Source organism: Xanthomonas sacchari, assembly GCF_040529065.1.
GTDB classification, from domain to species: Bacteria; Pseudomonadota; Gammaproteobacteria; order Xanthomonadales; family Xanthomonadaceae; genus Xanthomonas_A; species Xanthomonas_A sacchari.
Map to the genome: position 1 here is coordinate 1998910 of NZ_CP132343.1, position 24438 is coordinate 2023347.

Genomic DNA, 24438 nt, shown 5'->3' on the forward strand with positions numbered 1-24438 from the left:
ATAGGACGCACCCGATGAATCCGCTCGATTTCCTGATCCCCGTCGCCCAGGCCCAGACCGCCGGCGGCACCGCCCCAGCCGGTGGCGGCCTGCAGATGTTCCTGCTGCCCATCATCCTGATCGCGGTGATGTATTTCGTGATGATCCGGCCGCAGATGAAGCGCCAGAAGGAACACAAGTCGATGCTGGACAAGCTCGGCCGTGGCGACGAGGTCATCACCTCCGGCGGCGTGGCCGGCGTGGTCACCGACATCGGCGACAACTTCATCACCATCGAAGTGGCCGACAACGTGCGCATCCGCGTGCAGAAGGGCGCCGTCGGCAATGTCCTGCCGAAGGGCACGCTGAAGTCCGCCTGATCCATTTCTCCTACTGCTAGGCGCGACGCCGGCGTGGCGTCGTGCGGGGTCCCGCAATGCTCGAGTTTCCGCGCTGGAAGTATGTCCTCATCCTGATCGTGCTGGCGTTGAGCGCGTTGTACGCGCTGCCCAACGTGTACCAGAAGGATCCGTCGGTCCAGATCACCGCCAGCCGTGGCGGCAAGATCGACGACGCCCTGCGCGAGCGTGTTCTCGCCGACCTCAAGACGGCCGGGATCACCCCGAAGCGGGTCGACAAGGAAGGCGACAGCCTGATGGTGCGCCTGCCGAATCTGCAGGCGCAGACCCGTGCCAACGACGTGCTGCGCCAGCAGGCGGGCGAGAACTACACGGTGGCGCTGAACCTGGCCTCGACCGTGCCGGACTGGCTGTCGCGGCTGGGCGGCAAGCCGATGGTGCTGGGCCTTGACCTGGTCGGCGGCGTGCACTTCGCGCTGCAGGTCGACCAGAAGGCGGCGCTGGAAAAGCGCCTGGACGCCTTCGCCGAGGACATCCGCACCACCTTGCGCGACGGCCGTCTGGCCTACCGTTCGGTCGAGCGCCGTCCGGACAACAGCATCCAGGTCAGCCTGGGCGAGGGCGTCGACGCCAGCGCCGCGCGCGCCGCCATCGCCAAGGCGCAGCCGACCCTGAGCTACGCGGTGTCCGGGCAGACCATCACCGTCACCGTGCCGGAGGCGGAGCTGAAGCAGATCGCCGCCGGCGCCATCGAGCAGAACCTCACCACGCTGCGTAACCGCGTCAACCAGCTGGGCGTGGCCGAGCCGATCATCCAGCGCCAGGGCGACGACCGCATCGTGGTCGAGCTGCCGGGCGTGCAGGACACCGCCGAGGCCAAGCGCATGATCGGCGCCACCGCCACGCTGGAGTTCCGCGGCGTGGTCGACGGCAATGCCGAGGACGCGGTGCGCAGCGGCAACATCCCGCCCGACGCCAAGGTCTACCGCCTGCGCGACAGCGGCGCCCCGGTGCTGCTGAGCAAGCGCGTGCTGGTGTCCGGCGACCAGATGGTCAACGCCACCGTCAGCACCGACCAGAACGGCATGCCGGCCGTGGCGGTGACGCTCAACAACGCCGCCGGCCAGCGCATGTTCGACTACACCAGCGCCAATACCGGCAAGCTGATGTCGGTGGTCTACATCGAGCGCATCCCCACCGTGACCATGGTCGACGGCAAGGAAGTGCGCAGCGTGCGCGTCAACGAGGAGGCGCTGGCGCCGACCCGCATCGCCGGCGTGTTCGGCAAGAACTTCCAGACCACCGGCCTGGAGAAGACCGAGGCCGAGAACCTGGCCAAGCTGCTGCGCGCCGGTTCGCTGGCCGCGCCGATGGACTTCGTCGAGGAATACGTGATCGGCCCGAGTCTGGGCGCGGAAAACGTGGAGCGCGGCATCACCGCGGTGGTCTACGCGTTCCTGTTCACCCTGGTGTTCTTCAGCGTGTACTACCGCATGTTCGGCCTGATCACCTCGGTCGCGCTGCTGATGAACCTGCTGATCGTGGTCTCGGTGATGTCGCTGTTCGGCGCCACCATGACCCTGCCGGGTTTCGCCGGCCTGGCGCTGTCGGTGGGCCTATCGGTGGACGCCAACGTGCTGATCAACGAGCGTATCCGCGAAGAGTTGCGCCTGGGCGTGCCGCCCAAGTCGGCGATCGCGGCCGGTTACGAGAAGGCCGGCGGCACCATCCTCGACGCCAACCTCACCGGTCTGATCGTCGGCGTGGCGCTGTACGCGTTCGGCACCGGTCCGCTGAAGGGCTTCGCGCTGACCATGATCATCGGCATCTTCGCCTCGATGTTCACCGCGATCACCGTGTCGCGCGCGCTGGCGGTGCTGATCTACGGCCGTCGCAAGAAGATCAAGTCCGTGGCGATCTGAGCCACGCACGCCACCTTCCGCACGTCTCCGCGCCGGCAGGCGCGGGGTCCAAAAAATCGCAGAGCGGTCTCCAATGAAAATCTTCCCGCTTCACCTGATCCCCAACGACACCAAGATCGACTTCATGCGCTGGCGGCACCCGACCCTGGTGCTGATGCTGGTCCTGGCGCTGGCCTCGTTCGCGGTGATCTTCGCCAAGGGCTTCAACTACGCGCTGGAGTTCACCGGCGGCGCACTGGTGCAGACCAGCTTCCAGAAGCCGGTCGACGTGGACCAGGTGCGCGAGCAGCTGGCCAAGGCCGGCTTCGAGAACGCGCAGGTGCAGAACGTCGGCAGCGGCAACGAGGTGGTGATCCGCCTGCAGCCGCAGGGCGAGCACAACAACGAGGACATCACCAAGAACCTCGCCGAGCAGGTGCGCAAGGCGGTGAGCACGCCGCAGAACCCGGCCACGGTCAAGCCGGGCGAGTTCGTCGGCCCGCAGGTCGGCAAGGACCTGGCGCTGAACGGCGTCTACGCCACGGTGTTCATGCTGGTCGGCTTCCTGATCTACATCGCCTTCCGCTTCGAGTGGAAGTTTGCTGTGGTGGCCAGCCTGACCGCGCTGTTCGACCTGCTGGTGACGGTGGCCTACGTGTCGGTGACCGGCCGCGAGTTCGACCTCACCGTGCTGGCCGGCCTGCTGTCGGTGATGGGCTTTGCGATCAACGACATCATCGTGGTGTTCGACCGCGTGCGCGAGAACTTCCGCAGCCTGCGCGTGGAGCCGATCGAGGTGCTGAACCGTTCGATCAACCAGACCCTGTCGCGTACGGTGATCACCGCGGTGATGTTCTTCCTGTCGGCGCTGGCGCTGTACCTGTACGGCGGCGAGTCGATGGAAGGCCTGGCGCTGACCCACATGATCGGTGCGGTGATCGTGGTGGTCTCCTCGGTGATCGTGGCGGTGCCGCTGCTGTCGATCGGTCCGTTCCAGGTCACCAAGCAGGACCTGCTGCCGAAGGCCAAGGATGTGGAGGCGCTGGCGCGTCGGCCGTGATGGGGCTGGGAGTGGGGATTCGGGATTGGGGATTCGTAGAAGCGTGATTTCCTGGGCCTGAAGCACCTCCTTCTGTGACAAAAAAGCCGCGCGGATGCGCGGCTTTTTCTTTGTGTGGATGCCGGGGCTTTAGTGGGGGGCGATTTCCGCTTTTTGTAGGAGCGGCTTCAGCCGCGACGCGTTACCGGTAAGGCATCGCGGCTGAAGCCGCTCCTACAGGAACGTCTGCAGGGTTGCAGCGCGTGACGGCCCAGTCCCTCTGCAGCGTTCGTGCCGCGTGGGGCGTTCCGACTAGGCCGCGTTGGCAGTCGCACGGGCGACCAGTTGCGCCACCATCGGGTAGGTCTCGCTGCGCACCTGGAACTGGCCGACGATCTCCACCAGGTCGCCGGCCTGCTGCTCCATCGCGCGTGCCGCGGCGGTGGCTTCCTCGACCAAGGCGGCGTTCTGCTGGGTGGTCTCGTCCATCTGGGTGACGGTCTGGTTGACCTGCTCGATGCCCGCCGACTGCTCCTGCGAGGCGGCGGCGATCTCGCCCATGATGTCGGTGACGCGCTGCACCGAGGCCACGATGTCCTGCATCGTCGTGCCGGCCTGGGCGACCAGTGCCGATCCCGCGCTCACGCGCTCGACCGAGTCGTCGATCAGCGTCTTGATTTCCTTGGCGGCGCTGGCCGAGCGCTGGGCGAGGGTGCGGACCTCGCTGGCGACCACGGCGAAGCCGCGGCCCTGTTCGCCCGCACGGGCCGCTTCCACCGCGGCATTCAAGGCCAGGATGTTGGTCTGGAAGGCGATGCCGTCGATGACGCCGATGATGTCGGCGATCTTCTTGGAGGCGACCTCGATGCCGTCCATGGTGGTGACCACCTGGCCGACCACGCTGCCGCCCTGCGAGGCGACCGCGGCGGCGCCGGCGGCGAGTTGATTGGCCTGGCGCGCGTGTTCGGCGTTCTGCTTCACCGTGGCGGTCAGTTCCTCCATCGAGGCGGCGGTTTCCTCCAGGCTGGCGGCCTGCTGCTCGGTGCGGCGCGACAGGTCGTCGTTGCCGCTGGCGATCTCGCCGGCGGCGGTGTCGATGCTGGCCGCGGCCTGCTGGATGCGGCCGACCATGTCGGTCAGCTGCGCGACGGTGGCGTTGGCGTCGTCGCGCATCCGTGCGAACACGCCGTGGAACTCGCCCTGCATGGTCTGGGTCAGGTCGCCGGCGGCGATGGCGCGCAGCAACTGCGACAGCGCCGCCAGGTTGGTCTCGGTGCCGGTCATCATCGTGTTGAGGTTGGCGACCATGTCGTGGAAGGCGTGGCGGAAGCGCTGCGCTTCGCCGCGGCGCGAGAAGTCGCCCTGCGCGGCGGCGCGCACCAGCAGGTCGATTTCGTGATTGATCGCGCCGAGGTTGCGCTTCACCTTGGCCATGGTCTCGGTCAGGATCGCCATCTCGCCGGGAAACTGCTCCAGGTCGCGGCTGAGGTCGCCTTCGGCGTACTCGCCCATCAGTGCGATCACCCGCTGGTTGACCGCGATGTGGCTGTGCACCAGGGCATTGGTGTCGCGCACCATGCGCCCATAGTCGCCGGGGAAACGCGCTTCGTCCATGCGGAAGCTGATCTGGCCGGCGGCGTGCTGCCGGGCCATCTCGGTCTGCGCCTGGATCACCGTGCGCAGTTCCTCCTGCATCTGCCGCATGTCGTTGAGCAGCGATGGCGCCTGGGTGCGCAGGCGCACGTCCTGCGACAGGTCGCCGCTGGCGATGCGGCGGACCACGTCGGCCGCGTAGGCGGGCTCGCCGCCGAGTTGGCGCATCAGGCTGTTGCGTACCAGCAGGCCGAGCAGGATCGCGGCGACGATGCCGACCAGCATGCCGCCCAGGCTGGTCCATTCGCCGGACTGCGCGCGCGCCTCGCTCTCGGCCTTGCGCACCTGCAGCAGTGCGCGTTCGGCGTTCTCGTACTGGCCGATGGTGGCGCGCAGCCCGTCCATCTGCTGCTTGCCGACGGTCCGGAACGCTTCCAGTTGGGCGTCGTCGCTGTCGGCGACGGTGTTGCGCATATGCTCCACCGCCTTGCGCTTGGTGGCCATGAACTGCGTGTAGTCCTGCATCAGGGTCTGCAGGCGCGCCTGTTGCGACGCGTTGTCGGCGGTCAGTTGCTTGGACTCCTGCCATTGCGCCTGGAACTCGCGTTCGCCGAGCTCGAACGGCTCCAGGTAGGACTTATCGCGGGTCAGCGCGAAGCCGCGTGCGCCGCTTTCGATGTTGAGCAGGCTCACCAGCATGCGGTCGCCGAGGGTGATGACCTTGTAGGTATGTGCGTCCAGCGCGGCGGCGCTGGTGAACTTGCGGAACCCGATCAGGCTGGTGATGCCCACCAGCAACAACATGGCGATCACGCCGCAGAAGCCGATTGCCAGGCGCTTGGTGACGGTGAGATGATGGAAGGACACGCGAGATCTCCGATAGATGCGAGAGAGCGGCGCTACCGGCTCCATTGCCGCAGGGGCGGCAACGCAGGCACGGATCAGCGGGGGAAATTCGGGCAGAAACCCGCATCTTTATCGGCCGCGTCTTCGGGATCTTTAGGGGTTTTTTGCCGATCTCAGCGTGCGCATCGCCCCAGGCCGCGGTGCCTGCATGGCGCACGTCGTAACGCGTTCTTCTACGCAAGCGCCAATCAAGCAGCGGTGAAGCGAACGACGTGCAGTGCGTGAGCATGGCGTGAGGCGTCTGGCGCGCCGTGTGCCGCCTCGGTGGAGATGCCTTTCTCGCAGGACGCGGCCGGCATTGCGCGCGGCGATCGCCGGGAATGCCCGGGTGCGTGATCTGCGAATGCCGGGCACAAAAAAAGCCGCGCAAGTGCGCGGCTTTCTGCTGTGTCGATGTCGCTGCGCCGGCGCAGCGCCGGTCGCTTCGCTCAGAACTTCGCGTCGAACTCGCCGGCGAAGCCGGTGTTGACGATCAGCTTCTGCAGCGCGTCGCCGACCTTGAGGTTGCCGGCCACCACCTGGAACTGCTGTGGGCCGCGGTCGTCGATGCGGCCCAGGGTGCCGCCCTTGAAATCGGTGACGCGGCCGCCGGCCTCGCGCACCAGCAGCACGCCGGCGGCGATGTCCCAGGCCTTCACCCCGGCTTCGAAGTAGGCGTCGCTGCGGCCGCAGGCGACATAGGCCAGATCCAGCGCCGCCGAGCCGGTGCGGCGGATGTCCTCGGCCTGCACCAGCAGCGCATCCACGCACTTGAGCTGCGGGCTGGCACGCTTGCGCTCGCGCGGGGCGAAGCCGGTGTGGACCATGGCGCCGTTGAGTTCCTTGCGCTCGCTGACGCGGATGCGGCGGTCGTTGAGCACCGCGCCGTTGCCGCGGCTGGCGGTGAACAGTTCGTTGCGGAGCGGATCGAAGATCACCGCGTCGACCGGCTCGCCGTTCTCGACCAGGGCGATCGACACGCAGTAGTGCGGGAAGCCGCGCAGGTAGTTGCTGGTGCCGTCGAGCGGGTCGATCACCCACATGTAGCGGCCGCCGCCCTGCACGCCGCCTTCCTCGCCCATCACGCCGTAGTCGGGATAGGCGCGGCGCAGCTCCTTGACGATCACCTTTTCCGCATCGGCATCGACTTCGCTGGCGTAGTCCATGCGGTCCTTCTGCACCACGTTCAGCGCTTCCAGGCGGTTGATGTGGCGCAACAGGACGTTGCCGGCGAGGCGGGCGGCCTTGACCATGACGGTGACGGCGGGTTTTTGCATGGCAAGCGCTCCCGAGAAGGCGGAGGTGGGTCTGGAGGAGGAAAAGAGCAGTCCGGCGCCAAGGCCGGCCGCACAGTTTACCATCTACGCCCCCGTTCGCTTCGCCTGCCGTGCTGCCATGACCGATTCCACCCGTATCCGCTTCGTCCTGGTCGGGACCCAGCATCCCGGCAACATTGGTGCGGCCGCGCGCGCGATGAAGACCATGGGGCTGTCGCGGCTGGTGCTGGTGGCGCCGGAGTGCGAACTCGAGACCGAGGCCTACCGGCGTTCTGCCGGGGCCGAGGACCTGCTGCAGCAGGCGCCGGTGTTGCCCGCGCTCAGCGATGCGGTGGCCGATTGCCGGCTGGTGCTGGGCTGCACCGCACGCAGCCGCCGCGTGTCGCTGGAGGAACTGCTGCCGGCCGATGCCGCGCAGCGCCTGACCGCGACCAGCGCCGAGCCGGCGGAAGTGGCGCTGGTGTTCGGCCGCGAGCGCACCGGCCTGACCAACGAGGAACTGCAACTGTGCCATGCGGCCGTGCACATTCCTTCCGATCCGGCGTTCAGCTCGCTCAATCTGGCCGCGGCGGTGCAGGTGCTGGCCTACGAGCTGCGCCTAGCGCACTTGCGCGGCGTCGCCCCGGCGCCTGCGCCGGCACCGGGCTTCCGCGAGGCGCCGGCCAGTCATGCGCAGGTGGAAGGCCTGTTCGGGCAGTTGGCCGAGACCCTGGACGACATCGACTTCCACAAGGGGCGCGCCCCGGATTCGGCGATGCGCAAGCTGCGCCGGCTGTTCCTGCGCACCGAGCTGACCGAACAGGAGGTGCGCCTGCTGCGCGGCGTGCTGTCCGATGCGCAGCGCATGGCGCGGCTGGCCGGACAGGCTGGAAACTGAGGCCCGTCAAGGCGCGAAGGCGACGAGCGCGGCACCTGTCGCGAGGCACGGGCCGGGCGAGGGGCGCGGTCGCGGCGGGCGCCATTCTGTGACGCTGTCACCGGCATGCGCTTTCGGCTAGGCTTTGCAAGGTCTATTTGGGGATCGCGGTTTGTCCAGTTCGCGTTGGCGGGTGGTCGTGGTGTGGCTGGCGCTGGCGATCTGCTGGCCCGCGTCCGTGCACGCGCGGCCCTCGGTCCTGGTGCTGGGGCGCATCAGCGACAACCCCAAGGCCCATTACGAGCAACTCAAGCCGCTGCTGGACTACGTGGTGCCGCGCATGCGCGAGGTCGGCATCACTTCCGGCCAGATCCTGATGGCCCGCGACAGCCAGCAGATGAGCAGTTACCTGCGCCGTGGCCGGGTCGACTGGGTCACCGAGACCGCCGCCACCGCCATGGCGCTGGAACAGCGCGGCGGCGCCAAGCCGCTGCTGCTGACCGAGCGCAACGGTGTGCGCCAGTACCACACCGTGTTCTTCGTGCGCCGCGACGGGCCCGTGCATGACCTTTCGGACCTGAAGGGACATACGCTGGCCCTGCAGAGCGCGCTGTCCACCAGCGCCTATCTGGTGCCGATGATGACGCTGTTCGAGCACGATCTGCACCCGGAGATCCTGCTCTCGACCAAGGACCAGCCCTCGGCGGACACGGTCGGCTATGTGTTCGCGCGCTCGGAGCTGAACATCGCTGCCTTCGTGCACAAGCATCTGGTGGATGCGGGGGCGTTCAGCAACCTCGACTGGGACGACGAGCGCCGCATTCCGCCGGCGTTCCTGCGCGATTTCCGGGTGATCTACCGCAGCGAGCCGTATCCGCGCGCGGTGGAGATGGTGCGCAGCGACCTGCCCACGGAGGTGGAGACGCGCTTGCGCGAGGTCCTGCTGCATGCCGCCGACGATCCCCAGGGGCGCGCGGCGCTGCGCCAGTTCTTCGGGACCTCCGGGTTCTATCCGATCGATCCGGCGTCGCAAAAGCGCCTGGACACCCTGCGCGCCGGCGTGGCGCGGGTGAGGCTGGAAGTGGAATGAAGAGCATGCGTTTCGGGTTGCAGGCCAGGTTCCTGCTGGCCATGGGCGTGGCTGCGCTGCTGGTGATGGCGATCCTGGCTTTGCTGCTGGAACGCCAGGCGGCGATGCAGCGCGAGGTGCGCACGCTCAGCGGCAACGCCATCCACAGCCTGTTCGACAGCAGCATGCGCACCCGCGGCGAGTCGCTGGCGCGGCAGCTGGCCGATTCGCTCGCCAATCCGGTGTACTACTCCGACCTGGACGCGATCGGCACGCAGGTGCGCGGCGCGCTGGGCTATGTCGCGGTGGCCTATGTGCTGGTCTACGACGCCGATGGGCGGCTGATCCACGACGGCAGCGAGGGCATGGCGGGGTACGGACAGCGCATGCGCGGGCCGATGGCCGAGGCCGCGATCCGCGCAAAGGGGCTGCTGGCCCAGGAGTCGCCGGAGTTCCTCGACGTGTCGATGCCGATCATGATCGGCGACCAGCGCGTGGGCGGGGTCCGGGTGGGCATGTCCTGGACGCGTGCGCAGGAATACGAGCGCAAGGCCGGGCAGAACCTCGACCAGCGCCTGGGCGAACTGGGCAAGCGCCATCTCGGCTGGTTGCTGCTGTTGCTGGCGGCCCTGGGCCTGACTGCGGCGATGGTGACGGTCTACGTGCAGCGCACGTTGGTGGCGCCGTTGCGCTGGATGGCGGCGGCCGCGCGCCAGATCGAGGCCGGCAACTACGCGGTGGAGCGCCGCGACAGCGGCCGCCACGACGAGGTCAGCGAATTGCTGCGCGCGTTCGGGCGGATGAGCGAGGCGATCGCCCGCCACGATCGCGACGTGCGCCACATGGCCTACACCGATGCGTTGACCGGGCTGACCAACCGGCTCGCGTTCCGCGAGGCGCTGGACCACCGCATGCTGTCGGCACGCGCCTCGCAACGCCGGCTGGCGCTGCTGTTCGCCGACATCGACGACTTCAAGCGGATCAACGACACCCTCGGTCACGAGGCCGGCGACGAAGCCCTGCTGCAGTTCGCGCGGCGCATCCAGTTGGCCGTCGAGCAACTGGGCGGCGACGACGCGCTGCTGGCGCGCTTCGGTGGCGACGAGTTCGTGATCCTGGTGGAGGACGCGCAGGCGGCCAAGGTCGCCACCGCCCTGGCGCAGCGGCTGGTGCAGGAACTGCGCGAGCCACTGCGGATCCAGGGCCGCGAGGTATTCATGGGCACCTCGATCGGCATCACCGTCTATCCGGGCGATGCCGAGGATGCGTCGGCGCTGTTGAAGAATGGCGACATCGCCATGTACCAGGCCAAGCTGGCCGGCAAGAACTGCCACCGCTTCTACAGCCGCGCGATGGACTATGCGGTGGAGCGGCGCGTGCACATGGAGCACGAGCTGCGCGGCGCCTGGGAGCGCGACGAGCTGAAGCTGGCCTATCAGCCGATCTTCCGCACCCAAGACCGGCGCATGGTCGGCGTGGAAGTGTTGTTGCGCTGGCAGCATCCGGCGATGGGCACGATCTCGCCGACGGTGTTCATCGACGTGGCCGAACAGAGCGGGCTGATCGAAAGCATCGGCCCGAAGGTGCTGCGCGCGGCCTGCAGCGAGGCCACCCAGTGGCGCCGCGCCGACGGCAGCGCCGACCTGTTCGTCTCGGTCAACGTCTCGCCGCGGCAGTTGCGCAGCGGCGATCTGCCCGAAGTGGTGGCCGACTGCCTGCGCGAGTCCGGGCTGCCGGCAGCGCAACTGCACCTGGAGCTGACCGAGACCGCGGTGATCGGCGATGAGCTGCAGGCGGCAAGCATGCTGGCGCGGCTGCACCGCACCGGGGTCAAGGTCTGGCTGGACGACTTCGGTACCGGCTTCTCCGGCCTGAGCCACCTGCGCCAGGTGCCGGTGGACGGGGTCAAGATCGACAAGAGTTTCGTCGCCGACCTGCAGCGCGATCCGGACGATCTGGCGCTGACCACCGCGATCATCGCGATGGCGCATTCGCTGGACATCACCGTGGTCGCCGAGGGCATCGAGCAGGAGGCGCAGTTCGAGCTGTTGCGCGAGCGCGGCTGCGAACTGGGGCAGGGCTTCTGGCTCAGCCGCCCGCTCAGCGCCGAGGAGTTCCGCCAGTTGCTGGCCAGCGAGGATGCGTCGCCGGCCGATGCCTGAGGGTTGCCGCGGCGCCGCGGCCTGCGGCCGCCGCTCGCGTGGCGGTCGCCATCGCGCGGGTCAGGGCATCAATGGACGCTTGCCGGTGTCGCCGGCGATCTCGCGCACCAGCTTCGGCACGAGATAACCGGACAGGCGCGCGGCCAGCGCCTGGTGCAGCGCCAGCGCCGTGGCATCGTCCACTTCGAAATGGGCCACGCCCTGTACCCGGTCCAACTGGTGCAGGTAGTAGGGCAGCACGCCGGCGGCGAAGCTGCGCTCGCTCAGTGCGGCCAGCGCCTCCACGCTGTCGTTGACCCCGCGCAGCAGCACCGCCTGGTTGAGCAGGTGCGCACCGGCCTCGCGCAGGCGCGCCAGCGCGGCATCGACGCCGGCATCGAATTCGTTGGCGTGGTTGGCGTGGATCACGAACGCCAGCGGCCACGGCAGTGTGCGCAGCCAGGCCAGCAACGGCGCGTCGACGCGTTCGGGCAGCACCACCGGCAGGCGGCTGTGGATGCGCAGGCGCTTGAGCTGCGGCAGCGCCGCAAGCGCCTCGGTGAGTTCGACCAGTTTCGGCGTGGCCAGCGACAGCGGATCGCCGCCGGACAGGATCACTTCCTCGATGCTGGGGTCGGCCGCGATCGCCGCCACCGCCGTGCGCCAGCCATCGCGCGCCGCGGTCTCGTCGGCATACGGGAAATGCCGGCGGAAGCAGTAGCGGCAGTGCACGGCGCAACTGCCGGTGGCCACCAGCAAGGCGCGGCCGCGGTATTTGTGGATCACCCCGTCGGCCTTCTTGGCCGCGGTGTCGCCAACCGCATCCAGGGCAAAGCCGGCGACCAGGCGCTGCTCGTCGTCGATCGGCAGCACCTGGCGCAGCAGCGGATCGTGCGGGTCGCCCGGACGCATGCGGGCGACGAAGCTGCGCGGCACGCGCAGCGCGAACTGCGTCGCAGCCTGTTCGGAGACGCCCAGCGCCTGCGGATCCAGGTCCAGCAAGGCCAGCAGTTCGCGCGGATCGCGCACGGCATCGCGCCAGGCCTGCTGCCAGCGCGGCGGCGCGGCGGCGGGCAGGGGCGGGGACGGCTGCATCGGGCGGGGGGCTGCGGTTATCATAGGCGGTCATCACACGAGCGCCCGCCGTTGCGGCGGAGCTTCCATTCTATCCGGCCGGCCGCCGAACGCGGCGGGTTTGCCTTACCCGAGGAGTTTCAGATGGCCAGCTACGGCATGAACGACGTCAAGAACGGGATGAAGATCCTGGTCAACAGCGAGCCTGCGATCATCACCGATACCGAATACGTCAAGCCCGGCAAGGGCCAGGCGTTCACCCGCGTCAAGTACCGCTTCATCAAGTCCGGGCGCGTGGTCGAAATGACCATGAAGGCGACCGACAGCGTGGAAGCGGCCGATGTGGTCGACACCGACATGCAGTACCTGTACAGCGACGGCGAGTACTGGCACTTCATGCAGCAGGAAACCTTCGAGCAGGTGCAGGCCGACAAGGCCGGCGTCGGCGACGCCGCCAAGTGGATCAAGGGCGAGGAAGATTGCGTGGTGACGCTGTGGAACGGCACGCCGATCCAGGTCACCCCGCCGAACTTCGTCGAACTGAAGATCGTCGAGACCGACCCGGGCGTGCGTGGCGATACCTCCGGCGGCGGCGGCAAGCCGGCCACCCTGGAGACCGGTGCAGTGGTGCGCGTGCCGCTGTTCGTCGGCCAGGAAGAAGTGATCCGCGTCGACACACGTTCGGGCGAATACGTCTCGCGCGTCAAGTAAGCCGGCACGCCCGCGGCCGCCGCCGGCCGCGGGCATGCGCACGCGCTGGCGTGCGGCGGCCAGGCAGCGCCAAGCGCCGGAGCGCCGCGCGGCGGTGAAGGACCACCTCGCTCCCAGGAATTCCCGTGACGACCAGCCACGCCGACAGCGTCGACAGCAAGTATCCGCACGACCGCGTCGTGTTCTTCAGCGATGCGGTGTTCGCCATCGCCATCACCTTGCTGGCGGTGGAGATCAAGGTGCCGGGGCATGCCGAGGTCGAGGCCGCCGGCGGCATCCTGGCCGCGCTGCACCGGATGCTGCCGCTGTTCATCGGCTTCGCGGTCAGCTTCCTGGTCACCGCGTTGTTCTGGAAATCGCACCTGCAGCTGTGCCGGCACATCCGCCAGTTCGACGACCGATTGATCTGGCTCAACGTGCTGCAGTTGCTGCTGATCGGCCTGCTGCCGTTCTCCACTGCGCTGTATTCGGACTATTTCGGCAGCCACGAGGCCTTCTCGGTGTACTGCGCGCACCTGGCCGCGATCGGCCTGGCCGGGTACTGGCTGCATGCCTATGCGGTGCGCAAGGAAGGCCTGGCGCAGCGGCTGGGCCCGCTGCAGGCGCAGGCGATGAAGCTGCGCGCGGCGGTGTCGCCGGTTGTGTTCGCGTTGTGCATTCCGGTGGGCATGGTCGCGCCCTGGCTGGGCCGCTTCGGCTTCCTGGCGATCTTCCTGCTGCAGTGGCTGGTGCTGCGTGTGTACCAGCGGCGCATCCGCCAGGCCCAGGCGGCACCGGCACCGTGATCCTTTCTTTTCCAGAGTCCCTGCGATGACCTCCATTCCCGAATCCTGCGACCTGCTGATCGAAGCCGGCTACGTGGTCCCGATCGAGCCGCATGCGGTGGTGCTGGAAGACCACGCGGTGGCGGTGCGCGGCAGCGAGATCGTCGCGGTGCTACCGACCGCCGAGGCGCGCACGCGTTTCGCCGCCGCGCGCACCGTCTCGCGCCCGGACGCGGCGCTGCTGCCAGGCCTGGTCAACGCGCACACGCACAACCCGATGACCCTGCTGCGCGGCATCGCCGACGACCTGCCGCTGATGGTGTGGCTGCAGCAGCACATCTGGCCGGTGGAGACCGCGGTGATCGGCCCGGAGTTCGTCGCCGACGGCACCGCGCTGGCCATCGCCGAGATGCTGCGCGGCGGCACCACCTGTGCCAACGAGAACTACTTCTTCGCCGACGTGCAGGCCGCGGTGTACAAGCAGCACGGCTTCCGCGCGCGGGTCGGCACGGTGATCATCGATTTCCCGACCGCCTGGGCCAAGACCTCCGACGAATACTTCGCCCGCGCCTGCGAGGTGCACGACCAGTGGCGCGACGATCCGCTGGTCGGCATCGCCTTCGCTCCGCATGCGCCGTACACGGTCAACGACGCCAACTTCGAGCGGGTGCGGATGCTGTCCGACCAGCTCGAGGTGCCGGTGCACCTGCACACCCACGAGACCGCGCAGGAAATCGCCGATTCGCTCAAGCAGTACGGGCAGCGCCCGCTTGCGCGGCTGGACCGGCTGGGCCTGGTCAACGACCGCCTGATCGCGGTGCACATGACCCAGCTCACCGACGCGGAGATCCACCTGTGCGCCGAGCGCGGGGTCAGCGTGGTGCATTGCCCCGAATCCAACCTCAAGCTCGCTTCCGGGTTCTGCCCGGCCTGCGCGCTGCAGAGGGCAGGAGTGAACCTGGCGATCGGCACCGACGGCTGCGCCAGCAACAACGACCTGGACATGTTCAGCGAGAACCGCACCGCGGCGATCCTGGCCAAGGCGGTGGCCAACGACGCCACCGCGCTGGACGCGGCCAGCACGCTGCGCGCGGCCACCCTGGGCGGCGCGCGCGCGCTTGGCTTCGGCGAGACGATCGGCTCGATCGAGCCAGGCAAGCAGGCCGACCTGATCTGCGTGGATCTGTCGGCGCTGGAGACCCAGCCGCTGCACAACGTGCTGTCGCAACTGGTGTACGCCACCGGCCGGCAGCAGGTCAGCGATGTGTGGATCGCCGGCCAGCCCAAGCTCAGCCAGCGCGTGCTGGTGGACATGGATGTCGACGCGCTGGTCGCCAATGCGCGCGAATGGCGCGAACGTATCCGCAGCGTCCACGCCTGATCCGCTATGTTCGCCGTGTCGCGCCGTACGCGCGGCCCTAACGAGAATTCGCCATGACTGCTTCCGCCGCCAACGCCTCCGCCAATTTCGATCAGGCCGAACTGGACAAGTTCGGCGCCCTGGCCACCCGCTGGTGGGATGCCGACGGCCCGCAGAAGCCGCTGCACGCGCTCAACCCAGTGCGCCTGCGCTACGTCGCCGAGCGCCTGCCGCTGCGCGGGGCGACGGTGCTGGACGTGGGCTGCGGCGGCGGCCTGCTCAGCGAGGCGCTGGCCAAGGAGGGCGCGCAGGTCACCGCCATCGACCTGTCGCCGGAACTGATCAAGGTCGCGCGCCTGCACCAGTTCGAATCCGGGGTCGAGGTCGACTACCGCGTGCAGTCGGTCGAGGACCTGGCGGCGGCGCAGCCGGGCAGTTTCGACGCCATCACCTGCATGGAGATGCTCGAGCACGTGCCCGATCCGGCGGCGATCGTGCGGGCCTGCGCAACCCTGCTCAAGCCGGGCGGACAGTTGTTTCTGTCCACCCTCAACCGCACCCCGGCCGCGTTCGCCCTGGCCATCGTCGGCGCCGAATACGTGGCGCGGCTGCTGCCCACCGGCACCCACCGCTACCAGGATTTCATCAAGCCGGCGGAACTGGCCGCCTGGTTGCGTCAGGCCGAACTGCAGTTGCGCGACGTCAGCGGCCTGGCCTACGAGCCGTGGCGCAATCGTGCGCGGTTGTCGTCGCGGACCGAGGTGAATTACCTGGCGTGTGCGGCAAAGCCGGGAATCGGGAATGGGGAATAGGGAAGCGCCGCTGCCGCGGCGAGGGTATCCGCGGGTGGTGCTGTTCGATCTGGATGGCACGTTGCTGGACAGTGCGCCGGATCTGCTGGCCGCGGCCAATGCGCTGCTGGCCGAGCACGGGCGTCCTGCGCTCGACCTGGCGCAGTTGCGGCCGGTGGTGTCCAAGGGCTCGCGGGCGATGCTCGGCGTCGCTTTCCCGGATCTGCCCGCGACCGAGCGCGATGCGCTGATCCCGGCGTTCCTGCGCCACTACGAGGCGCTGATCGGCCGCCATTCGCAGCCGTTCGACGGCATCCCGGAACTGCTGCAACGCCTGGAAGACGCCGGCAGCGTGTGGGGCATCGTCACCAACAAGCCCGAGGCGCTGGCCCGGTTGATCCTGCCGCAGCTGCAGTGGGAACGGCGCTGCGCGGTGCTGATCGGCGGCGACACGCTGCCCGAGCGCAAGCCGCATCCGTTGCCGCTGCAGGTCGCCGTGCAGCGGCTGGGCGTGGCGCCGCACGAGGTGGCCTACGTCGGCGACGACGAACGCGACATCCTCGCCGCGCGCGCCGCCGGCATGGCCTCGGTGGCGGTGCTGTGGGGCTACCGGCTGGACGAGGACGATCCGCTGGCCTGGCGCGCCGATGCGATGGTCGCCGCGCCGGCCGAGCTGTATCCCGCTGCGGCCTGGCCGGTCAGCGTCGCCGTTCCCTGACGCCGCACGGAAGCCGCGACCGCCATGTCGCTGCCGACGCGCCGACACCGCTCGGCATCTATCTATCACGCACGTAAACTGCGCGTTCTGCGCGACAACGCGCTCACTCCCGCGTTGCGCGACCTCTCTGTTGCGCGCGCCTGAATCCGGATCCACCGATCGCATGAGCAGTTCGTCCGCCCTGGATGCCTTCCTCGACAAATGGCGCCGCCGCTGGCCGGAATGGGCCGTGGCCGAGGCCTTCGTGCCGGCGCCGCAGCGCGCCCGCACCGTCGCCTGGTTCGCCCTGCTGCAGGAGTTCGACGACATCCTCAACATCGCCGGCGATCCGCTGCCGGCCGACGCCAAGCTGGCGTGGTGGGGCGAGGAACTGCGCAGTTGGGCCGGGCAGCGCTCGCGGCATCCGCTGGGCCGGGTGCTGGAGCCGGTGGCCGCGCCGTGGACGCAACTGGCCGAGGCCCTGCCGAGCCTGCCGCTGGCGCGCGCGGCGGCGGCGGACACGGCGCATGCGCTGGAGCGGCTGGAGCCGTTCGCGCAGGCGGTGGTCGCGGTCGAGCGCGCACTGTTCGAGGCTCCGGCCGAGGGCGCCGCAGTGCCGGTCGCGCTGCAGGTGCTGGCGCAGCGCTTGGCCGAGGGCGGCGCCGCGACCGCGCCGCTGGCGCTGCGCGGCGGCGAGGAGCCACAGCAGCGCCAGCGCTGGGCGCAGGCGCTGCTGAAGGCGTGGCCGCGCCGTGTGCGTGGCCCGCGTCCGCGGCGCATCCTGTCGGCGCTGGCGCGTGCGCGGACCGTGCAGCAGGCCGCCGCCACACCGAAGCCACCGGGACAGATGGCGACGCTGTGGCGCGCTTGGTGGGCCGGGTTGGGCTGATGAGCCCGTTCGCCCACCGCGCGGGCATGCCTCAGGGCGCGCTGCCGGCGCCGCTGTTGGCGTACTCGTAGAAGCGATTGGCCGAATTGCTGCAGTTGCTGCTGCAGTACGGCCGGCCGATGGTCGAGGCGTTCCACGGCGCGCTCTTGCGGATGTGCCCGCCCAGCGCCGAGTCGCGGATCACCACCTTGCCGTTGGGCGAGGTGCCGTCGACGTAGTTGGACAGGCTGCCCACGCTCTCGTCCCAGGCCCGCCCCAGCCACACCGTGCCGCTGCCGGGACTGCCGATCGCATCGAAGGTGCTGCCGATGGCCAGGAAGCCGTAGCTGCTGCCTGGGCGGGTGCTGGGTGCGAAGATCACCCCGCCGTCGTTGGCGCCGCGGCGCGCGGCGGTATAGCGGATGGTGCTGCCGGCGAACACCGCCACGCCCGAGCCGAAGATGAAGTCGGTGTCGCCCTCGATGGTGCCGCCCTTGAAATAGGCGCGGATCACCGTGTTGGCGCTGCCGGCGCTGACCAGCAGGGTGTCCTGGTTGCCGGTCAGCACCACGTTCTCCAGCACCGCCTTGTCGCCGCGCAACGCCAGCGCCACCGCCGACTGGTTGCTGCCGCTGTAGGTGCCCTCGACGTAGCTGTTGACGATCGCCAGGTTGCGCGCCTGGAACTGCGCGGCGCGCACGGTCACGGTGCCGCTGTCGGAGGTGCCGACGGTGCTGCTGGCGGCGTTGCTGGCGCAGGGGTGGGTGGCGCTGCCGGTGGGCTTGGGCGTCGGGTTGGCGTTGCCGAAGCGGATCGTGGTGCTGGCCGGGCTGCCGCCCAGGCCGAACAGGGTCAGCGGCGGCGCCGCGGCGGGAACGCAGACCACTTCGGTGTAGGTGCCCGGCGCCACGCTGATGTAGCGGCGCATGCTGCCGCCGGCGGCGACCGCCGCGTCCACCGCCGCCTGCACGGTGCGGTAGCGGGTGCTGCCGTCGGCCGCCACCGCGTAATCGGCCTGCAGCAACGCGACGCCGGCGCTCGGATCCCAGTTGTCGGTGACCAGCGCGCCGATCGGGCCGGCCTGGGCCAGGTGGCGGGCGACGGTCTGGTTGGCCGCCTCGCTGCTGGTCAGTTGCGGGCGCGACGCAGTGCCGGTCAGGGCCGGGGCATCGGCGACGACCCCGCCGGCCAGGGCGAGGGTGGAGGAAAGCAGCAACCAGCGCGATACGGTCATGGGAAGCCTCCGCTCAAGGATAGGGATCCGCGGCGGCGCTTGGTATGATACCGGTGTCATTCGCTCGTGCGATCCGGTGCCGTTCGCGGACCGGCGATAGTAGGGGCGTTCGCGTGCCGATGTCGGCCGACCTTGCAGCCAGAGGGCGGTTGTGTCGTTTCCATCACGATCACGGATCCTCCGCCGCTGCCGAGCGCGTGGCGACGGGGGCGTACACGCTCATTCCAGGGGCGAAAGGGCCAAGGATGCGACGCTTCAGGACCTTGGCGGCCACGCCTTCGCGGCACTGCGGCATGCACCTGCGCAAACCTTCGCGAGCGTGTTGCGTGCGTGATGGCACCGTGAATTTGGATACGAGCGCCGCCGCGGCGTGCGCTACGCTCGATGCGGATCTCATTTGGAAGCCCATCGATTGAAGCGCCTGTGCCGTTGGTGCTGCCTGCTGCTGTGCCTGGGGATGGTCGGGTCGGCATTGGGGCAGGAGCTGCTGTTGCAACGGCTGGCCGCCGACCCGCCGGCGCCGGAGGTGGTGGCCGGGCGCCACGATGCCGCGTTCGCCGATGCCGGCCACGGCGCGACCCTGTACGAGCGCAGCAAGCGACCGACCTGGTGGCGCATTCGCGCCGATCGCGCGATCGGCAGCGAAGGCCAGCCGCAACTGGTGCTGCAGGCGCCCTACCTGACCCGGGTCGAGGCCTGGGTGCCGGGCCGCACCGCGCCGACCCGGCACGCGATCTACGGCGCCGACGCGGACCTGCGCTACTCGACCCGCGCCCTGGTGATCGCCTTGCCGCGCGGACTGCCGGCCGGCGCCTCGATCTGGCTGCGGGTGCATGCGCCGGCGGCGATGCCGATGCCGGTGGGCATCGTGCCGCTGGCCCAGGTGCAGCGCGAGGACCTGCGCTACGTCGGCTGGCGTGCCTTCATCCTCGGCTCGACCGCGGTGCTGGCGATCCTGGCGATCGCGCTGTGGGCGCGCCTGCGCGAGCCGATCTACGGCTACTTCACCGCCAACGTGATGTGCGTGCTGCTGTACCTGCTCGGCCTCGGCGGCGAGGCGCGCGCGGTGCCGGGCCTGGCCAGTGTGTTCGCATCCTCGCCGACGCCGATGCGCATCGTTGCCGCGCTCGGCGGCTTCTTCATCATCACCTTCCAGCGCCGGCAACTGGAAATGCAGCGGCAACTGCCGCGGTTGGACTGGGTGCTGCGGCTGTGCGCGCTGTTCCTGCTCGGCATCGCCGTGGCCTGCCTGCTGTCGGATGCGGCGGTGCTGAGCGTGCTCGGCAACCTCGGGCTGATCGTCGGCGCCGCACTGCTGCTCCCGTGCTGCCTGTTGCTGGCCTTGCGCGGGCAGCGCTACGCCTGGCCATTGCTGGCCTCGTGGACGCCGCTGTGGATGCTGTGCGTGCTGCGCTGCCTGGAGCTGACCGGGTGGTTGCGCCTGGACCTGGCCGCGCCGGTACTGGCGCACGGCATCAGCCTGGCGCTGGCGATCTCCTGCCTGCTGGTGACCTTCGGTCTGGCCGAGCAGATCCTGGAACTGCGGCGCGACCGCGACCGCGCCAGCCGCCTGGCGATGGTGGACGAACTCACCGGCCTGCTGACCCGCGCGGCGCTGCAGCAGCGCCTGGCCGAGGCGCTGGAGGACGCCGCGCGCCACGCGCAGCCGCTGGCGCTGGCCTACATCGACATCGACGATTTCAAGCGCATCAACGACCTCCATGGCCACGCCGGCGGCGACGCCTGCCTGCGCTGGGTCGCCGCCTGCGCGCGGGCGCGCCTGCGCAGCAGCGACACGCTCGGCCGCCAGGGCGGCGACGAGATGCTGCTGCTGATGCCCGGCGCCACCCTGGAGGCCGCGCGGCGCGTGGCCGAGGACATCCGCCAGCACATCGCCGCGCAGCCGCTGCCGCGCGAGGGCCAGGCGCTGTCATGCACGCTGAGCGTCGGCGTGGCGCAATGGCAGCGCGGCGAGAGCGCCGCGGCGCTGTTGCAGCGGGCCGATGCCGCGCTCTACGCCAGCAAGGCCGCCGGCCGCAACCGCGTCAGCGTTTCCGCATCCACCGCGTCACCCACCAAGGAGCCTCAGCCATGACTGCACAGCCCGCTTTGCCCGCGTTCGCTCCCGATCAGTTGCAGGTCGGCGACATCCTGTTGCAACTGGGCTGCGGCCCGGTCTCCGAACTGATCGCCTGGTGCGGCGACAGCATCTACAGCCATGCCGCCATCGTCGCCGATCAGGGCGACCTGATCGAGGCGGCGGCCAGCGGTGTGCGCCGCTATCCGCTGTCGCAGCGGCTGACCGACACCACCAACTACCTGATCATCGACGCCTACCGGCCGCTCAGCTACGCCTGCGTGGCGCTGGACGATGCCGATCGCGCCAGCGTGCTGGCCAAGGCGCAGTCGCTGCTGGGCGTCCCGTACCCGCTGGACAGCCTGGCCACGCTCGGTCTGCTGGTCGCCATACGCGGCAAGTGGCCGCAGCACTGGCTGGCGCGGATCGTGGTGCGCGAGGCGCTGGACCATCTGGTCCGCGACAACCCCTCGCACATGGTGTGCAGCGAAGTGGTGTACCGCGCGCTGGCCGAATGCGATGCGACGCCGCCGGGCCGGCTGGCGCCGCAGATCGTGCTCAGCGGGCCGACCCACATGCCGTTCCCGCACCTGGACTGGAAGGCGCTGTGGCAGGAAGTGTGGCAACTGCTGCATCCGCAGCGGCAGCAGGCGCTGGGCGATATTGCGCAGCGCCTGGCGGCGGTGGAGGGCGCACCGGCCAGCCTGGCGGCCTCGGCGCTGACCACGGTCGCCGACGACGACTTGCTCAGCCGCGCCAACGCGGTCCGCGCCGGCCTGGGCCTGCCGCCGCTGGCTCCGGTTACCGATCAGGTGAAAGACAACGGCAGTCTGCTGCGCGAAGCCGGCGAAGAAGCGCCGGGAACGCCCTTGCCGAAGCCCAATCCCAAGCTGGTGATGCCGCTGGACCTGGCCAACAGCCCCTCGCACGTGGTGCTGGGGCGCTTGTTGGAGGTGCCCACGTCAGCGTAGCTGAAAGGCTGCGCGCCACCGCAGTGCGCGAGGCTGCGCCCGTACCCTCATCCGCCCCTTCGGGGCACCTTCTCCCGAGGGGAGAAGGGAGAGCGCTTGCCCCTCTCCCATTGGGAGAGGGGGCGGGGGTGAGGGTGCGGCCTCCCGGCCACGCGCGCCAACGCACCTGACCCACCAGCGCTTTACTGCTGCTTCGTGCGCTCCAGCACCAACAACGGATCGATGCGCACATCGAACCGCGCCAGGCGAACGCATCGGCCACCCTGATGAGGAACGCGCCGCCGCGCGCCAACGCACCTGACCCACCAGCGCTCTACGGCTGCTTCGTGCGCTCCAGCACCAACAACGGATCGATGCGCACATCGAACCAATTCATCCCCCAATGCAGATGCGGCCCGGTCGCGCGCCCGGTGGCGCCGACCGCGCCGATGACCTGGCCCTGGGCGATGCGATCGCCGACCTTCACGTCGATTCGCGACAAATGCAGGAAGTTGGAACTGACGCCGTAGCCGTGATCCAGCAGCACGGTGCCGCCGGTCAGGTACAGGTCGGGAGCGGCGAAGGTGACGACGCCGGCGGCCGGGGCCTTGACCGGGGTGCCGGTCGGCACGGCGATGTCCATGCCCGAATGCCCGGCGCCGGGCTGGCCGTTGTAGACGCGGGCGTTGCCGAAGCGGCCGCTGATGCGGCCCTGCACCGGCCAGATGAACGGTGCGGCGAAATCGGTGCGCGGGTCGTCGCGGTCGCGTGCGGCGGTGACCTGGGCCTGTTCGCGCTTGATCCGCTCGGCGATCGCCGGTGGCGGGTTCACCGTCTTCGGCGGCACGCCGTTGACCTGTTCCAGCGGCCAGTCGCGCGGCGTCACCGCGATCTCGATGGTCTCGCTGCTGCCATCCGGGCGCTGCACGGCGATGCGCAGCGGTCCGCGCTCGTCGCGGCCGATGCCGAACACCACGCTGCCGTAATCGCTGACCCGCAGGGTGCGGCCGGCATACTGCACGCGGCTGCCCGGCGCCACCTTGCCGATCACCAGCGCGCCCTGCGAGGCGCTTTGCGGGAACACGCTGCGCGCCTCGGCGCCGGCCACGGCCGGCGTCTGGGCATGCAACGCCGGGGCGAGCGGTGCGGTCAGCAGGACCAGCGCCAGTGCGGCGCCGGACACCAGGGCGCCGCGCATCAGCGGTCGAAAGCCAGGCGCTGCCCGTTGGGGCTGCCGACCAGGCGGGTGCCGTCCCAGGCCAGCACGCCGTTGACCCAGGTCGCGGCGATCCTGGAGCGGAAGCTGCGGCCTTCGAACGGCGACCAGCCGCACTTGGACAGCACGTCCTCGCGGCGCACGGTGAACGTGGTGTCGTCGATCAGCACCAGGTCAGCGTGGTAGCCCTCGCGCAGGAAGCCGCGCTCGTGCACGTCGAACAGCAGCGCGGGCGCGTGCGCGAACTTGTGCACCACCTGGGCCACGCTGAGCCGGCCTTCATGGACCAGTTCCAGCGCCGCGACCAGCGCGTACTGCACCAGCGGCAGGCCGGACGGCGCCTGCGCGTACGGCTTGCTCTTCTCTTCCCAGGTGTGCGGGGCGTGGTCGGTGGCGAGCACGTCGATCACGTCCTCGGCGATCGCGCGGATCAGTGCCTCGCGGTCGCTGGCGTCCTTGATCGCCGGGTTGCACTTGATCAGGTTGCCGAGCGTGGCGTAGTCGGCGCGGTCGAAGCGCAGGAAATGGATGCAGGTCTCGGCGGTGATGCGCTTGCCCTGGATCGGGCCGGGCGCGAACAGCGCCAGCTCGTCGGCGGTGGAGATGTGCAACACGTGCAGGCGGGTGCCGTGCTTCTTCGCCAGCGACACCGCCAGCTGCGAGGATTTCAGGCAGGCCTCGCGCGAACGGATGTCCGGGTGCATGTCCGGGGTCAGCGCCTCGCCATACTTTTCCTTGAACGCGGCCAGGGTCGCGTCGATGGTCGGGGTGTCTTCGCAGTGGGTGATGATGGGTGTCGGCGCGTCGCGGAAGATCGCATCCAGGGTCTGTGGGTTGTCGACCAGCATGTTGCCGGTGGAGGCGCCCATGAACACCTTGATGCCGGGCGCGGTCTTCGGGTCCAGGGTCTGGATCGCGGCCAGGTTGTCGTTGCTGGCGCCCAGGTAGAAGCCGTAGTTGCCCCAGGCGCGACCGTGCGCGGCGTCGTACTTGGCCTGCAGCGCGACGGCGTCGAGCGTCGGCGGGTTGGTGTTGGGCATGTCCATGAAGCTGGTCAGGCCGCCGGCCACCGCCGCGGCCGATTCGGTGGCGATGTCGCCCTTGTGGGTCAGGCCGGGTTCGCGGAAGTGCACCTGGTCGTCGATCATCCCGGGCAGCAGCCAGCGCCCGGCGGCGTCGACCACGGTCTCGCCCTCGCGCGCGGCCAGTTGCGGGGCGATCGCGGCGATGCGGCCGTTGGCGATGCGCAGGTCGCCCTGGGTTTCGCGGCCTTCGTTGACCAGGCGCGCGTTGACGATCAATGTGGAAGCGGACATCAGTGTTTTCCTTGGCAGCGGCAGGGTGGCGGCGCCGTGGGGTCGGGCACCGGGTCGAACCCGCCAGGATGGAAGGGGTGGCAGCGGCCGACGCGACGGGCGGCCATCCAGCCGCCGCGCACTGCGCCGAAACGGGCGATGGCGGTTACCGCGTACGCCGAGCAACTGGGCACGAAACGGCAGCGTGGCCCGAGCAGCGGGCTGATGAAGCGCTGGTACAGGCGCAGCAGGGCGATGAGAGCGCGGGCGATCACGCCACCATGATATGCCACTGTGCTCGA

The 24438-nt window shown here is 69.4% G+C and carries 21 protein-coding genes; 14 read left to right on the forward strand and 7 right to left on the reverse strand.

Features of this window, described 5'->3' with window-relative positions; translation table 11 throughout:
* Positions 1-14: 14 nt before the first annotated feature.
* The 3 genes from yajC to secF all read left to right on the forward strand — a co-directional run bounded on the left by yajC (position 15) and on the right by secF (position 3299).
* Complete coding sequence (gene yajC, locus RAB71_RS08400; RefSeq protein WP_010343515.1) at positions 15-359, forward strand: preprotein translocase subunit YajC; 345 nt, start codon at positions 15-17, stop codon at positions 357-359.
* A gap of 56 nt (positions 360-415) precedes the next feature.
* Entirely contained in the window at positions 416-2260 is a 1845-nt protein-coding gene (gene secD / locus RAB71_RS08405) for a protein translocase subunit SecD (protein ID WP_010343516.1), read from the forward strand.
* Between the two features lie 73 nt (positions 2261-2333).
* The gene (secF, locus tag RAB71_RS08410; protein ID WP_010343517.1) at positions 2334-3299 is read left to right on the forward strand and encodes a protein translocase subunit SecF; all 966 of its coding nucleotides are present in this window, start codon (positions 2334-2336) and stop codon (positions 3297-3299) included.
* A 291-nt stretch (positions 3300-3590) separates the two neighbouring features.
* Here secF and RAB71_RS08415 read toward each other — a convergent pair whose 3' ends face one another.
* Together RAB71_RS08415 and RAB71_RS08420 are read right to left on the reverse strand one after the other, a co-directional pair.
* Positions 3591-5738, reverse strand: a complete 2148-nt coding sequence (locus RAB71_RS08415) for a methyl-accepting chemotaxis protein (protein ID WP_041500305.1) — start codon at positions 5736-5738, stop codon at positions 3591-3593.
* A gap of 467 nt (positions 5739-6205) precedes the next feature.
* Positions 6206-7033, reverse strand: a complete 828-nt coding sequence (locus RAB71_RS08420) for an inositol monophosphatase family protein (protein ID WP_010343521.1) — start codon at positions 7031-7033, stop codon at positions 6206-6208.
* A gap of 118 nt (positions 7034-7151) precedes the next feature.
* Between RAB71_RS08420 and RAB71_RS08425 the strand changes: the two genes are divergently transcribed.
* The 3 genes from RAB71_RS08425 (at position 7152) to RAB71_RS08435 (ending at position 11120) form a co-directional block, all read left to right on the forward strand.
* The gene (locus RAB71_RS08425; RefSeq protein WP_010343522.1) at positions 7152-7910 is read left to right on the forward strand and encodes an RNA methyltransferase; all 759 of its coding nucleotides are present in this window, start codon (positions 7152-7154) and stop codon (positions 7908-7910) included.
* 178 nt (positions 7911-8088) lie between these two features.
* Complete coding sequence (locus RAB71_RS08430) at positions 8089-8979, forward strand: phosphate/phosphite/phosphonate ABC transporter substrate-binding protein (RefSeq protein ID WP_029562164.1); 891 nt, start codon at positions 8089-8091, stop codon at positions 8977-8979.
* Complete coding sequence (locus RAB71_RS08435; protein ID WP_019802257.1) at positions 8976-11120, forward strand: bifunctional diguanylate cyclase/phosphodiesterase; 2145 nt, start codon at positions 8976-8978, stop codon at positions 11118-11120. Before RAB71_RS08430 ends, RAB71_RS08435 begins: the two co-directional genes overlap by 4 nt.
* A gap of 60 nt (positions 11121-11180) precedes the next feature.
* On the opposite strand, the gene epmB is transcribed toward RAB71_RS08435, so the two are convergent.
* A complete protein-coding gene (gene epmB, locus RAB71_RS08440) occupies positions 11181-12218 on the reverse strand; it encodes an EF-P beta-lysylation protein EpmB (protein WP_010343527.1) in 1038 nt (345 codons plus the stop codon).
* Between the two features lie 99 nt (positions 12219-12317).
* Between epmB and efp the strand changes: the two genes are divergently transcribed.
* The 6 genes from efp to RAB71_RS08470 all read left to right on the forward strand — a co-directional run bounded on the left by efp (position 12318) and on the right by RAB71_RS08470 (position 17385).
* Complete coding sequence (gene efp, locus RAB71_RS08445; RefSeq protein WP_010343528.1) at positions 12318-12884, forward strand: elongation factor P; 567 nt, start codon at positions 12318-12320, stop codon at positions 12882-12884.
* 125 nt (positions 12885-13009) lie between these two features.
* Positions 13010-13669 carry a TMEM175 family protein gene (locus RAB71_RS08450; RefSeq protein WP_010343529.1) on the forward strand — a complete coding sequence of 220 codons (660 nt, stop codon included), beginning with the start codon at positions 13010-13012 and terminating at the stop codon, positions 13667-13669.
* 25 nt (positions 13670-13694) lie between these two features.
* Positions 13695-15029: a TRZ/ATZ family hydrolase gene (locus RAB71_RS08455; protein ID WP_010343530.1), complete on the forward strand. Its 1335-nt coding sequence runs from the start codon at positions 13695-13697 to the stop codon at positions 15027-15029.
* A gap of 53 nt (positions 15030-15082) precedes the next feature.
* Positions 15083-15820, forward strand: a complete 738-nt coding sequence (ubiG, locus tag RAB71_RS08460; RefSeq protein WP_010343531.1) for a bifunctional 2-polyprenyl-6-hydroxyphenol methylase/3-demethylubiquinol 3-O-methyltransferase UbiG — start codon at positions 15083-15085, stop codon at positions 15818-15820.
* A complete protein-coding gene (locus RAB71_RS08465; RefSeq protein WP_040902146.1) occupies positions 15810-16517 on the forward strand; it encodes a phosphoglycolate phosphatase in 708 nt (235 codons plus the stop codon). The genes ubiG and RAB71_RS08465 overlap by 11 nt, the downstream gene beginning before the upstream one ends.
* Positions 16518-16680: 163 nt before the next feature.
* A complete protein-coding gene (locus RAB71_RS08470; protein WP_104609588.1) occupies positions 16681-17385 on the forward strand; it encodes a phytoene/squalene synthase family protein in 705 nt (234 codons plus the stop codon).
* Positions 17386-17416: 31 nt separating this feature from the next.
* Here RAB71_RS08470 and RAB71_RS08475 read toward each other — a convergent pair whose 3' ends face one another.
* Positions 17417-18598, reverse strand: coding sequence for a putative acyl-CoA thioester hydrolase (locus RAB71_RS08475; protein ID WP_010343535.1), 1182 nt, complete (start codon positions 18596-18598; stop codon positions 17417-17419).
* A gap of 412 nt (positions 18599-19010) precedes the next feature.
* Here RAB71_RS08475 and RAB71_RS08480 point away from each other — a divergent pair, with 412 nt between their 5' ends.
* On the forward strand, positions 19011-20693 hold the full coding sequence (locus RAB71_RS08480) for a diguanylate cyclase (RefSeq protein WP_010343536.1): 1683 nt from the start codon (positions 19011-19013) through the stop codon (positions 20691-20693).
* Positions 20690-21646, forward strand: a complete 957-nt coding sequence (locus tag RAB71_RS08485; protein WP_010343537.1) for a hypothetical protein — start codon at positions 20690-20692, stop codon at positions 21644-21646. The genes RAB71_RS08480 and RAB71_RS08485 overlap by 4 nt, the downstream gene beginning before the upstream one ends.
* A 313-nt stretch (positions 21647-21959) precedes the next feature.
* Here RAB71_RS08485 and RAB71_RS08490 read toward each other — a convergent pair whose 3' ends face one another.
* The 3 genes from RAB71_RS08490 to yidD are packed head-to-tail and all read right to left on the reverse strand — an operon-like array spanning position 21960 to position 24429.
* A complete protein-coding gene (locus tag RAB71_RS08490) occupies positions 21960-22823 on the reverse strand; it encodes a M23 family metallopeptidase (RefSeq protein ID WP_041500299.1) in 864 nt (287 codons plus the stop codon).
* A complete protein-coding gene (locus RAB71_RS08495; protein WP_029562169.1) occupies positions 22823-24157 on the reverse strand; it encodes a dihydroorotase in 1335 nt (444 codons plus the stop codon). Before RAB71_RS08495 ends, RAB71_RS08490 begins: the two co-directional genes overlap by 1 nt.
* A complete protein-coding gene (gene yidD, locus RAB71_RS08500; protein ID WP_010343540.1) occupies positions 24157-24429 on the reverse strand; it encodes a membrane protein insertion efficiency factor YidD in 273 nt (90 codons plus the stop codon). Before yidD ends, RAB71_RS08495 begins: the two co-directional genes overlap by 1 nt.
* Positions 24430-24438 lie beyond the last annotated feature (9 nt).

Bases quoted from the DNA above. Each gene is read 5' to 3' on its own strand.
- yajC (WP_010343515.1), top strand. From the start codon at position 15: ATGAATCCGCTCGATTTCCTGATCCCCGTCGCCCAGGCCCAGACCGCC.
- secD (WP_010343516.1), top strand. From the start codon at position 416: ATGCTCGAGTTTCCGCGCTGGAAGTATGTCCTCATCCTGATCGTGCTG.
- secF (WP_010343517.1), top strand. From the start codon at position 2,334: ATGAAAATCTTCCCGCTTCACCTGATCCCCAACGACACCAAGATCGAC.
- RAB71_RS08420 (WP_010343521.1), bottom strand. From the start codon at position 7,033: ATGCAAAAACCCGCCGTCACCGTCATGGTCAAGGCCGCCCGCCTCGCC.
- RAB71_RS08425 (WP_010343522.1), top strand. From the start codon at position 7,152: ATGACCGATTCCACCCGTATCCGCTTCGTCCTGGTCGGGACCCAGCAT.
- RAB71_RS08435 (WP_019802257.1), top strand. From the start codon at position 8,976: ATGAAGAGCATGCGTTTCGGGTTGCAGGCCAGGTTCCTGCTGGCCATG.
- epmB (WP_010343527.1), bottom strand. From the start codon at position 12,218: ATGATAACCGCAGCCCCCCGCCCGATGCAGCCGTCCCCGCCCCTGCCC.
- efp (WP_010343528.1), top strand. From the start codon at position 12,318: ATGGCCAGCTACGGCATGAACGACGTCAAGAACGGGATGAAGATCCTG.
- RAB71_RS08455 (WP_010343530.1), top strand. From the start codon at position 13,695: ATGACCTCCATTCCCGAATCCTGCGACCTGCTGATCGAAGCCGGCTAC.
- ubiG (WP_010343531.1), top strand. From the start codon at position 15,083: ATGACTGCTTCCGCCGCCAACGCCTCCGCCAATTTCGATCAGGCCGAA.
- RAB71_RS08465 (WP_040902146.1), top strand. From the start codon at position 15,810: ATGGGGAATAGGGAAGCGCCGCTGCCGCGGCGAGGGTATCCGCGGGTG.
- RAB71_RS08470 (WP_104609588.1), top strand. From the start codon at position 16,681: ATGAGCAGTTCGTCCGCCCTGGATGCCTTCCTCGACAAATGGCGCCGC.
- RAB71_RS08475 (WP_010343535.1), bottom strand. From the start codon at position 18,598: ATGACCGTATCGCGCTGGTTGCTGCTTTCCTCCACCCTCGCCCTGGCC.
- RAB71_RS08485 (WP_010343537.1), top strand. From the start codon at position 20,690: ATGACTGCACAGCCCGCTTTGCCCGCGTTCGCTCCCGATCAGTTGCAG.
- RAB71_RS08490 (WP_041500299.1), bottom strand. From the start codon at position 22,823: ATGCGCGGCGCCCTGGTGTCCGGCGCCGCACTGGCGCTGGTCCTGCTG.
- RAB71_RS08495 (WP_029562169.1), bottom strand. From the start codon at position 24,157: ATGTCCGCTTCCACATTGATCGTCAACGCGCGCCTGGTCAACGAAGGC.